This is a genomic window from Achromobacter pestifer (assembly GCF_902859625.1).
Lineage (GTDB): Bacteria > Pseudomonadota > Gammaproteobacteria > Burkholderiales > Burkholderiaceae_B > Achromobacter > Achromobacter pestifer.
Map to the genome: position 1 here is coordinate 152,983 of NZ_CADIJX010000008.1, position 10,031 is coordinate 163,013.

Below are 10,031 nucleotides of genomic sequence, written 5' to 3' on the forward strand. Positions count from 1 at the left end.
GTGAAGCATGCATAAGCCGTCGGGAAACCCGATTCCGATCGTCGACGTCAGCGCAGGCCGCGACGTGCCCTCGGTGTGCTGCTATTGCGGCACGGGGTGTGGCGTGCGCGTGCAGGTGCGGGACGGCGCGGTGTTGGCGGTACGCGGCGACGAACGCCACCCCGCCAATCACGGCAAGCTGTGCAGCAAGGGGCTGGCGCTGGGCGACACGGTGCGGCGTGATGGCGCGCGCGTGCTGTCGGCCCAATGGCGCGAGGCCCGTGATCAGCCGATGCGAGACATCGCGCTTGATCGGGCGCTGGATATCGCGGCGGACACGCTGGCTCGCACGATCCTGTCGCATGGCCCGGATGCCGTGGGGTTCTATCTGTCGGGCCAGTTGCTGACCGAAGACTATGCCGTCTTCAACAAGCTGGCGCGCGCCCTGGCGGGCACCAATAATATCGACACCAATTCCAGGCTATGCATGTCCAGCGCCGTGTCGGGCTACAAGCGCACGCTGGGTGCGGATGCGCCACCCGCCTGCTATGAAGACCTGGATCTGGCGGACACCGTGCTGATCGCCGGGTCCAACATGGCGTATGCGCATCCGGTGCTGTTTCGCCGCCTGGAGGCGGCGCGCGCGCGGCGTCCGGACATGAAGGTGATCGCCGTGGACCCGCGGCGCACGGACACGACCGCGTTCGCCGACCTGCACCTGCCAATCGCGCCGGGCACCGACGTGGCCCTGTTCCACGCGATGCTGCATGTCATGGTGCGTGAAGGCCTGGTCGACCATGGCTATATCCAGCGCCACACGGAAGGCTTCGACGCCTTGCAGGCACGCCTGGATGCATTCCCGCCCGAGGCGGCGCAACGCCTCTGCGGCGTGCCCGCGCGGGACATCATTCAGGCAGCCCGTTGGTTCGGCGGTGCGAACGCGGCGTTGTCGCTCTACACGATGGGACTGAACCAGTCGACCAGCGGCACTGACAAGAACGCGGCGCTGATTCATCTGCATCTGGCGACCGGCCAGATCGGCCGGCCAGGGGCGGGGCCATTTTCACTGACGGGCCAACCCAACGCGATGGGCGGCCGCGAGGCCGGTGGCATGGCGACCTTGCTGCCGGGCCATCGGGATCCGGCCTACGCTGCCGATCGCGCCGACGTGGCGGCGTTGTGGGGCGTGGAGCGCCTGCCCGACGCGCCTGGAACCACCGCTTTGGATATGTTCGATGCGGTGCTGGAAGGACGCATCAAGGTGCTGTGGATCGCGGCGACCAATCCCGCCCAGTCGCTACCGGACCAGGCCAGGGTGCGCGCTGCGCTGGAACGTGCCGAATGCGTCATCGTGCAGGAGGCATTCGCCAACACCGAGACGCTGGCCTACGCTGATCTGGTGCTGCCCGCCGCAACGTGGCCAGAGAAGTCTGGCACGGTGACGAATTCCGAGCGTCGCATCAGCCGCGTGCAGGCTGCGATTGCGCCGCCTGGCGACGCGCAGCCGGACTGGCGGCTGGCGCAGGCGGTGGCGCAGCGGCTGGCTGGCCGCATCGCGCCGGACAAGGAGGCGCGTTTTGCCTATCGCGATGAAAGCGAGGTGTTCGCCGAGCACGCGCGCATGACGGCCGGGCGCGATCTGGACTACAGCGCACTGGATTACGACGCGCTGCGCCGCGACGGGCCACAGCAATGGCCGTATCGCGCAGGACAGGGCACGGCGCGTTTGTACGCCGACGGCGTGTTTCCCACGCCCAGTGGCCGCGCCCGCTTTATCGACGTGGACTATCGGCCGCCCGCAGACCTGCTGACGCCCGACTTCCCGTTGCAGCTTACGACGGGCCGCCTGCGTGACCATTGGCACACCATGGCGCGCACCTCGCTATCTCGCGTGCTGACACAGCATGTCGAAGAACCCTGGGTGTCGTTGCATCCGGAAGACATGCGCCGCCTGAAACTGGAAGCGGGTGCGCTTGCGCGGTTGCGTTCCCGGCGCGGCAGCGTGGTGCTGCCGGTGCGCGCCGATGATGGCGTGCAGGCCGGGCACGCTTTCCTGCCGATGCATTGGGGCAGTGCCTTCATGGCGGGCCTGGGCGTCAATGCGTTGACCAGTCCGGCCACGGACCCGATTTCGAGGCAGCCTGAACTGAAGTTCAGTGCCATCGCTGCCGAGCCCGCCGGTCTGGCCTGGCAGGCGGCGGGGTGGCTGCAAGGTGATGGCGCGACCTTGCGCGCGCGCCTGGCCCCCTGGCTGCGCCGCTTTGATTACGCGGTGCTGCTGCCGGTTGGCGCGGGCGGCGTGCGGCTTCGGCTGGCGGCCGCCGACACGCCCAGTCCGGCGGTGCTGGCGGAGCTGGCCGATGCGTTCGGCCTGGCGCGGGCCGATGTGGTGTTCGATGATCTGGCGCGGGGCAAGCTGCGGCGGGTGGCGGTGGCTCAGGGGGTCTTGCGTGCGTTTCTGCTGGCCGGCGATTGGCGGGCGCAGGACGCGCTGCTGTCCTGGGCGGCGGGTGCCGACGCGCCCGCCAGCATTTCCGCATTGTTGTTGGGCCGGATATCAGGGCCGGCGCGCTCGCGCACGGTCTGCGTCTGCAATGGCGTCAACGAGGCGGCGATCCTGGCCGGCATCGCCAGCGGGTGCGACTTGGCCGCCCTGAAATCCACCTTGGGTTGCGGCACGGGTTGCGGCTCCTGCGTGCCCGAGATCCAATCCCTGATCGCCCGGATACCGGCCGTGGCGGTCACGAGTGGACATACGCCGGGCACGGCAACCGGTGTAGTATCAAGCCAGCCGTCGCGGGTAGCGGACGGCGTTTTCTGAATTCTGGAGTGGCTTGTGACGATGCGAAAAATGGCATCCCTGATTTTGGCGGCTGGCGCGCTGGGCGCCGCCGCTTCGGCGCAGGCCGGTGTTTGCGATGCGCAGTTCATGCATGATGGCGGCGCGGTGCAACTGACCGGCTCCGGCAATCTATCGCTGGGCGCGGACCTGAGCTTCGCAGAGGTTACAAAAAGCAATGGCGACAATTGCCGTGCGCGCGTGCAAGGCGTTGCCACGTTCAGCTACGCGGGTTTGCCGCCGGGCAAGTCCAAGCTGGACTACCTGATGACGGTGAAGGGCGGCCAAGCCACTTTCCTGCGGTACGCCAGCGCCGGTGAAGCGCCCAAGCCTTCCGAAGGCCAGTTCGACCTGCGCATGCTGGGCCTGTTCGCCTACGACGGCAACTTGAACGCCGGGCAGAAGCTGCCTGGCTCGTCCTTCCGCTTGAAGATCGGCAAGGAAGCGCCTGTGGGTGGACAACCCAGCACCACGGTGCGCATCGGCGAAAAGACCGTGGGCCAGAAAAAGCCGGTGAGCACGGCGCTGGGCCAGCAGTCCTGCCACCCGATTACCTACACCCGTAATTCGGATCCCACGATGGCCACGTTTCAGGGCCTGACCATTCCGATCCCCGGCATGAACACCACGGTCACCGACTGGTATTGTCCCGCCGTGAACCTGGTGATGAAGCAGGACATTGATCAAGGCGGCGTGAAGTCTGCCGTTGAGATTACGCAGATCAAGTAGCACACGGTAGCAAGCACGCCATGCTGCGGGCATGGCGGCTGGTATGATGGTTTTGTCATAGACACACAACAGGAGCTCAAAAAATGGCCACGAGAAAATCCGAAGAAGTCGCAAAAGAAAAACTCATCGACAGTGTCAAGACCAGTTTGAATGACGCGGAAAACCTGCTGCGTGAAGCGGCGGGCACCACCGGCGAAAAGGCAAACGAATTGCGCGACCGCGCCATGACGTCGCTCAAGCGCACACGTGAAGCGCTCTATGAGGCTCAAGACGCCGTGCTGGAACGCGGCCGCAAAGCCGCCCGTGCCACGGACGACTACGTGCACGACAATCCCTGGCAAGCCATCGGCATCGCAGGCGTGACCGGCCTGCTGCTCGGCTTGCTGATCAGCCGCCGCTGATAAGGCTTGAGCGTCCGGGCGGGCGGCGCCGGCATTGCGCCGCGTTGCCCGCCCGGCGTTCTTGACGCCATGGGTCTACGAAAATCTGTTTTCGGAGTTGCGTCCAGCCTGGTCGGGCTGACGCGCACGCGCCTGGAGCTGCTGGCTCTTGAAGCCGCCGACGAAAAGGCGCGCTTGCTCAAACTGCTGGGCATGGCCTTTGCCGCGTTGCTATTCCTGACGCTGGCGGTGCTGGTGTTCACGGTGACGGTCGCGGTGCTGTTCTGGCCGACCGAAGACCGCTATCTGGCCCTGGGCCTGTTGGCGGCTTTCTACGGTCTGCTCGGGGTGGGGCTGCTGCTGGCTGTGCGCCACGCCCTGGTGTATGGCGCTCCGCCGTTCGCGGCCACCCTGGAAGAGCTGGGCCGTGATGCGGAACTGCTGGAACGGGTGCGCGATGCGCAAAGCGACGACGATGCACCGTCGGCGCGTCGGCGCGAGGAGGACTGAACCATGTCGAAAAGGTCTCCTACCGTTGATCGTGCCGTGCGCATTGAACTGTTGCGCGCCCGTGCGGCGATCGAACGCGAATCGCTGGCGCAGAACATCGTGACCACCGGCCGCAAGCTGGAGCCGGCCTCGATCATCCGGGGTCTGCTGCCCAGGTTGGCATCGGGCGGCGCGTCGCGTTGGGCATTGCAGGCCATCACGCTGGCCCGCCGCTATCCACTGGTCAGTTCGTCCTTGTCCACCTTGCTCATGCGGGGCGGCAAGCGCTTCAAACTGCTCAAGGTCGCCGGCGGCGCCTTGGTGGGCTGGCAGTTGTACAAGCTTTGGCAAAGCTCAAGGGAAGACAGCGAGCCGGATGGGCGTTAGCAGACGCGCGTTAGCAGACGCGCGTTAGCAGACGCGCGTTAGCAGACGCGCGTAGCAGACGCGCGTAGCAGATGCGCATCTTGTCCCGCCCAACAAAAAACCCGCCAATGACACTGGCGGGTTTTTTCATGACGGCGGCAGACGGTCTACAGGCCCAATTGGCCCCATAGATCGTTCACGCGCTTCTTGACGTCGGCATCCATCGTGATGGGAGTGCCCCATTCACGATGGGTTTCGCCGGGCCACTTGTTGGTGGCGTCCAGGCCCATCTTGCCGCCCAGTCCGGACACGGGGGACGCGAAGTCCAGGTAGTCGATCGGCGTGTTCTCGACCAGCAGCGTGTCGCGCACGGGGTCCATGCGGGTGGTCATTGCCCACACCACTTCCTTCCAGTCGCGCGGGTCGATGTCTTCGTCGACCACCACGATGAACTTGGTATACATGAACTGGCGCAGGATGCTCCACAGGCCGAACATGACCCGCTTGGCGTGGCCGGCGTACTGCTTGCGGATCGACACCACGGCCAGCCGGTAGCTGCACCCTTCGGGCGGCAGGTAGAAGTCCACGATTTCCGGCAGTTGGCGCCGCAGCAGTGGCACGAACACTTCGTTGAGCGCGACGCCCAGCACGGCGGGTTCGTCGGGCGGTTTGCCGGTGTAGGTCGAGTGATAGATAGGGTTGCGGCGCATGGTGATGCGCTCGACCGTGAACACGGGGAACCAGTCCTGCTCGTTGTAGTAGCCGGTATGGTCGCCGTAGGGGCCTTCCAGCGCCATTTCATAGTCGCTGTTGGGCGGCGGGTTGACGCCTTCGGGCACGACGGGTTTCACGGCACGCGGGTCGGACGACGGCAGCAGATGGCCTTCCAGCACGATCTCGGCCCAGGCGGGCACCGATAGATTGCTGCCCAGCGCCTGTGCGACTTCGGTGCGCGAACCGCGCAGCAGCCCGGCGAACTGGTATTCGGACAGGCTGTCCGGCACCGGGGTGACGGCGCCCAGCGTGGTGGCCGGGTCGGCGCCCAGCGCGACGGCGATGGGGAAGGGCGTGCCGGGATTGGCCAGCGCGTGGTCGCGGAAATCCAGCGCGCCGCCGCGGTGCGACAGCCAGCGCATGATCAGTTTGTTCGGCCCCAGCAATTGCTGGCGGTAGATGCCCAGGTTTTGCCGCTTGGCGTTGGGGCCGCGCGTGATCACCAGGCCCCAGGTCAGCAGCGGCGCCACATCGCCAGGCCAGCAGGTCTGGATCGGCAGACGGGTCAGGTCCACGTCCTTGCCTTCCCAGACCACTTCCTGGCAGGCCGGGCTTTTGACGTTCTTGGGGCTCATGTCCCACAACGCGGCCTTCAGCATGGATACCTTGGCCAGCGCGTCACGCAGGCCCTTGGGCGCCTCGGGTTCGCGCAGGGACGCCAGCAATTCGCCGATGTCGCGCAGCGCGCTGACGTTGTCGGCGCCCATGCCGCGAGCCACGCGCGACGGGGTGCCGAACAGATTGGTCAGCACCGGCATCTGTGCCGGATTGCCGTCATGCTGTGCTTTTTCAAACAGCAAGGCCGGGCCTTCGGCGCGCAGAACACGGTCGGAAATTTCAGTCATTTCCAGCCGTGTCGACACCGGCGCGGTGATGCGTTTGAGGTCGCCCATCCGTTCAAGTTGGGCGAGGAAGTCTCTAAGGTCGCGGTATTTCACTACAGATCCCAGCAATTTAGTTACATTTTGGGGAGAAAGAGAGGTTAACATTGACTCCCTCTTTTTCACGCAGGAGGTTTTTATGCCCGATGCGTCAGTGGCCAGCCTGTTCAGGAATATGGCCCAAGGAGTGCACGAATATCTTGCCGAGTCCTTGCGTATTTGCTCAGTCTATCTGGGCATCGCAGTGATTGTGACGGTAAGCATGGGATTTGCCTTGCCTGGTTTGCGCGACCAGGCGTTGCAAGTGCACAAAGCCTTGTTGACCGCTCTAGCGCCTTCATCCATGCAATCCGGCACCGAATCCGATACCGGTTCCGAATTGGGTTCCGACACTGCGTCGGCAATTGCCATGGCCGTTCCAACCGCTCCCGCCAGCAATGCCACCGGCATGCTGGGGCCAGCCCGTATTGCGCCTCCGGTACCGAAAAAACCCGCCACCGTGGCGACCGGGCCGCAGGCGGAAGCTCTGCGCAACTATATCTCGCGCAAATACAAGGTGGCGTATGACGCCACCGGCCCGCTGTTGAATACCGTGTACAAGGTCAGCCGCGACAAGCAGCTTGACCCCTTGCTGGTCTTGGCCGTGATCGCTATTGAATCCCGCTACAACCCGTTGGCCGAAAGTCATGTGGGCGCGCAGGGTCTGATGCAGGTCATGACCAGTGTGCACCAAGAGAAGTTCGACGCTATCGGCAAGACCGCGTTGGACCCGATCGCCAATATCGGCGTCGGGGCCACGATCTTGCGCGACTGTATCAACCGTCGAGGTTCCGTCGATGGCGGCCTGGCCTGCTACGTCGGCTCCACGGGGCCGGACGACAACGGCTATGGCGCCAAGGTACAGGCTGAACGCCGCCGCCTGGCGTTGGCCTCAGGCATCGCTTTGGCTCGGGACTGACCTCGAGGCAAGGCGGAACGGCATGGCTGGACGACAAAACGCGCCCCAACGGGGCGCGTTTTGTCGTGGGCGACTGGCGCCGAGGGCTTAGCGTTGCAGCAGCCGGCCGATGCGGTCCACCGCGACTTCCAGGCGGTCCAAGCCCGTGGCATAGGAAAAGCGCATGGTGTGGTGGCCATGGGCCGGTCCAAAGTCCAGCCCCGGCACGGCGGCCACGCCGGCCTCCAGCAGCAGGCGCTGCGAGAACGTGGCGCTATCCATGCCCAGGCTGCTGATATCCGCATAGATATAGAACGCGCCGTCTGGCTTGACCGGCACCTGGATTCCCAGGCGCTCGAATTCGGGCAGAAGATAGTCGCGGCGCTGCTTGAAGGCTTCGCGGCGATGCTCAAAGGTCTTCATTGCCTGGTCCGTGAAGCAGGCCAGGGCGGCGTGTTGGGCCAGGGTGGGCGCGCAGATCGCCAGGCTGGACGCAATTTTCTCCACCGGGGCGACCATGTCTTCGGGCACGATCATCCAGCCCAGGCGCCAACCCGTCATGTGGAAGTACTTCGAGAAACTGTTGATGACGATGATGTCGTCGTCCAGCGTCAAGGCCGAGCGGCGTTCACCCTCGTAGGACAGACCCAGGTAGATTTCATCGACGATGGCGAAACCGTCGCGGGCGCGCACCTGCGCCAGCAGGTCGGCCATTTCGCCGGGGGCGATCGAGGTGCCGGTGGGGTTGCTGGGAGACGCCACCAACACGCCCTGGGTGGCGGGGGTCCAGTGCTGGGCGACATCCTGCGCCGACAACTGAAAGCGCTTTTCCGCCGAACTGGGAATCAGGCGCGGCACGCCGCCCGCGGCCAGCACGAAATTGCTGTTGGCGGGGTAGGACGGATCCGGCATCAGGACTTCGCCGCCGCTGTTGACCAGCGCCGCGCAGGCCAGCGTCAACGCGCCAGAGGCACCGGCTGTCACGATGACACGCGCCGGGTTGATCTTGGCGCCGAATTTGTCATGGTAGAACTGCGCGATGGCTTCGCGCAGCGGCATCAGGCCGGCTGGCGGGCTGTAGCCGCTGAGGCCGGCGCGCGCCGCGCGTTCCAGCGCTTCCACGACCTGGGGCGGCGCGGTAAAGTCCGGTTCGCCGATGCCCAGGCTGATAATGTCCTTGCCCGCCGCTTGCAGCGCTTGCGCCTGCTTGAAGAGTTCGACTACCCGGAAAGGCAGAAAATCATGGGTGCGTGTGGCTAGGCGGGGCATTGGATTCTCGACAGCGTCTTGTAGCGAAAAAGGAATTGTAGTCATGCAGCCATCTCGGCGCGCTTTCCTGCTGGGCCGCAGGCCAGCCCAGACCCCTTGGGCGGCCTTCATGCAGCGCTTGAAGCTGCTGTGCCAGGGGCAGGTCGATGATTTGGGCGAAGACGGTCCCGGTGGGGCGCAGGCCATCCTGACCCCTTTGCGCGATGCCGATATCGCGCATGCGCGCACGCTGTGTGCGGAATACCGCATCGTCATGGCTCTTGAAGGCGCGACGGGGCCTTACGCGCCGGCCGTGGCCCCGCGCCTGCGCATTGACCCGTCACGGATGGCGGGCCTGGCCCGTCTGGCCGGTGATGCGCCTCGCTGGCGAGCGCAGGCGGGCGTGCCGCTGGCGGCGCTGACTCAAGCCGGATTACGGCAGTTCGATGGTTTCCCTGGTTCGATGACACTGGCGGAATGGTTGGCGGCCCCGGCGCCCTGGCCCGCCGGCCGCTGCGCGGCATCGGGGGTCCTGTCGGTGGACGTGATGCTGGCCGATGGCATCGAGGAAACCTTCGGGCCGTTCGGCGAGGCCGACGTGCAGCCGCTGCGATCGGCCACGGTGCAAAGCCTGGTGCCCGCGCTGTTCCAGTTGGCCTCGGGGGGCGACGCCTTTGCCACTCGCGCCGGCCCTCAATGGCTGGGCCGCTATCGGCTGGACGCCCTGAAGCCCGACGCCCCGGACACCGTGAACCTGGCGCATCTGCTCCTGGGCCACGGCGGCACGCTGGCCTGGGTGCAAAGCGTGATGCTGACCGACGCGCCGGCATGGACCGAGATGGGCGCCGCGCCCGAAACCCCTGGATTGGCCACGTTCCGGCTGGACGGACGGGTCAAGACGCTGTTCGACCCCGATGGTCGTTTTCCCCTATTCATGCCCCAAGACACCTGACAGTCTTTAAGCTTGTTGTAAGATTTCGCCGCTCGTCTCGTCGGAGTAGAGGCATCGTAGACGTATCGCGTAGCCCGTCATGGGAATAGAATTCCTCCCTCTCCGTGTCTCACCTCATTAGCCAGTAGCCGCCATATGGATGCCAACCTTCGCAAAGCCGCCCTTGAATATCACGAGCATGGGCGCCCCGGCAAAATCTCGGTCACGCCGACCAAGCAGCTGACCAACCAGCGCGATCTGGCGCTGGCGTACTCGCCCGGCGTGGCGGCGGCCTGTGAGGAGATCGTGGCCGACCCGGCCAACGTGTTCCGATACACCGCCCGGGGCAACCTCGTGGGGGTGATCACCAACGGCACGGCCGTGCTGGGCCTGGGCAACATTGGCGCGCTGGCCTCCAAGCCGGTCATGGAAGGCAAGGCGGTGCTGTTCAAGAAGTTCGCCGGCCTGGACGTGTTCG

The 10,031-nt window shown here is 65.4% G+C and carries 9 protein-coding genes and 1 pseudogene; 8 read left to right on the forward strand and 2 right to left on the reverse strand.

The window, feature by feature from the left end; genetic code table 11:
• Window positions 1-7 precede the first annotated feature (7 nt).
• The 5 genes from HV753_RS25650 to HV753_RS25670 all read left to right on the forward strand — a co-directional run bounded on the left by HV753_RS25650 (window position 8) and on the right by HV753_RS25670 (window position 4,803).
• The gene (locus HV753_RS25650; RefSeq protein ID WP_175177400.1) at window positions 8-2,800 is read left to right on the forward strand and encodes a nitrate reductase; all 2,793 of its coding nucleotides are present in this window, start codon (window positions 8-10) and stop codon (window positions 2,798-2,800) included.
• Between the two features lie 21 nt (window positions 2,801-2,821).
• A complete protein-coding gene (locus HV753_RS25655; RefSeq protein WP_425485935.1) occupies window positions 2,822-3,547 on the forward strand; it encodes a hypothetical protein in 726 nt (241 codons plus the stop codon).
• Window positions 3,548-3,630: 83 nt separating this feature from the next.
• Window positions 3,631-3,948 (forward strand): ElaB/YgaM/YqjD family protein, encoded by a 318-nt coding sequence (locus tag HV753_RS25660; RefSeq protein WP_006221213.1) that lies wholly within the window; start codon window positions 3,631-3,633, stop codon window positions 3,946-3,948.
• 69 nt (window positions 3,949-4,017) lie between these two features.
• On the forward strand, window positions 4,018-4,437 hold the full coding sequence (locus HV753_RS25665; RefSeq protein WP_175177402.1) for a phage holin family protein: 420 nt from the start codon (window positions 4,018-4,020) through the stop codon (window positions 4,435-4,437).
• A gap of 3 nt (window positions 4,438-4,440) precedes the next feature.
• The gene (locus tag HV753_RS25670) at window positions 4,441-4,803 is read left to right on the forward strand and encodes a hypothetical protein (RefSeq protein WP_175177403.1); all 363 of its coding nucleotides are present in this window, start codon (window positions 4,441-4,443) and stop codon (window positions 4,801-4,803) included.
• 146 nt (window positions 4,804-4,949) lie between these two features.
• On the opposite strand, the gene ubiD is transcribed toward HV753_RS25670, so the two are convergent.
• Complete coding sequence (gene ubiD / locus HV753_RS25675; RefSeq protein ID WP_175177404.1) at window positions 4,950-6,494, reverse strand: 4-hydroxy-3-polyprenylbenzoate decarboxylase; 1,545 nt, start codon at window positions 6,492-6,494, stop codon at window positions 4,950-4,952.
• A gap of 82 nt (window positions 6,495-6,576) precedes the next feature.
• On the opposite strand from ubiD, the gene HV753_RS25680 reads away from it, so the two are divergent.
• Entirely contained in the window at window positions 6,577-7,395 is an 819-nt protein-coding gene (locus tag HV753_RS25680) for a lytic transglycosylase domain-containing protein (RefSeq protein ID WP_175177405.1), read from the forward strand.
• Between the two features lie 87 nt (window positions 7,396-7,482).
• Here HV753_RS25680 and HV753_RS25685 read toward each other — a convergent pair whose 3' ends face one another.
• Window positions 7,483-8,643, reverse strand: a complete 1,161-nt coding sequence (locus HV753_RS25685) for a pyridoxal phosphate-dependent aminotransferase (RefSeq protein WP_175177406.1) — start codon at window positions 8,641-8,643, stop codon at window positions 7,483-7,485.
• A 43-nt stretch (window positions 8,644-8,686) separates the two neighbouring features.
• On the opposite strand from HV753_RS25685, the gene HV753_RS25690 reads away from it, so the two are divergent.
• Together HV753_RS25690 and HV753_RS25695 are read left to right on the forward strand one after the other, a co-directional pair.
• Window positions 8,687-9,574 (forward strand): FAD-binding protein, encoded by an 888-nt coding sequence (locus tag HV753_RS25690; protein ID WP_175177407.1) that lies wholly within the window; start codon window positions 8,687-8,689, stop codon window positions 9,572-9,574.
• 135 nt (window positions 9,575-9,709) lie between these two features.
• Window positions 9,710-10,031: pseudogene (locus HV753_RS25695) on the forward strand (NADP-dependent malic enzyme); the annotation flags it as partial.

Coding starts and splice junctions, on each gene's coding strand:
- HV753_RS25650 (WP_175177400.1), top strand. CDS start 8: ATGCATAAGCCGTCGGGAAACCCGATTCCGATCGTCGACGTCAGCGCA.
- HV753_RS25655 (WP_425485935.1), top strand. CDS start 2,822: ATGCGAAAAATGGCATCCCTGATTTTGGCGGCTGGCGCGCTGGGCGCC.
- HV753_RS25660 (WP_006221213.1), top strand. CDS start 3,631: ATGGCCACGAGAAAATCCGAAGAAGTCGCAAAAGAAAAACTCATCGAC.
- HV753_RS25665 (WP_175177402.1), top strand. CDS start 4,018: ATGGGTCTACGAAAATCTGTTTTCGGAGTTGCGTCCAGCCTGGTCGGG.
- HV753_RS25670 (WP_175177403.1), top strand. CDS start 4,441: ATGTCGAAAAGGTCTCCTACCGTTGATCGTGCCGTGCGCATTGAACTG.
- HV753_RS25680 (WP_175177405.1), top strand. CDS start 6,577: ATGCCCGATGCGTCAGTGGCCAGCCTGTTCAGGAATATGGCCCAAGGA.
- HV753_RS25685 (WP_175177406.1), bottom strand. CDS start 8,643: ATGCCCCGCCTAGCCACACGCACCCATGATTTTCTGCCTTTCCGGGTA.
- HV753_RS25690 (WP_175177407.1), top strand. CDS start 8,687: ATGCAGCCATCTCGGCGCGCTTTCCTGCTGGGCCGCAGGCCAGCCCAG.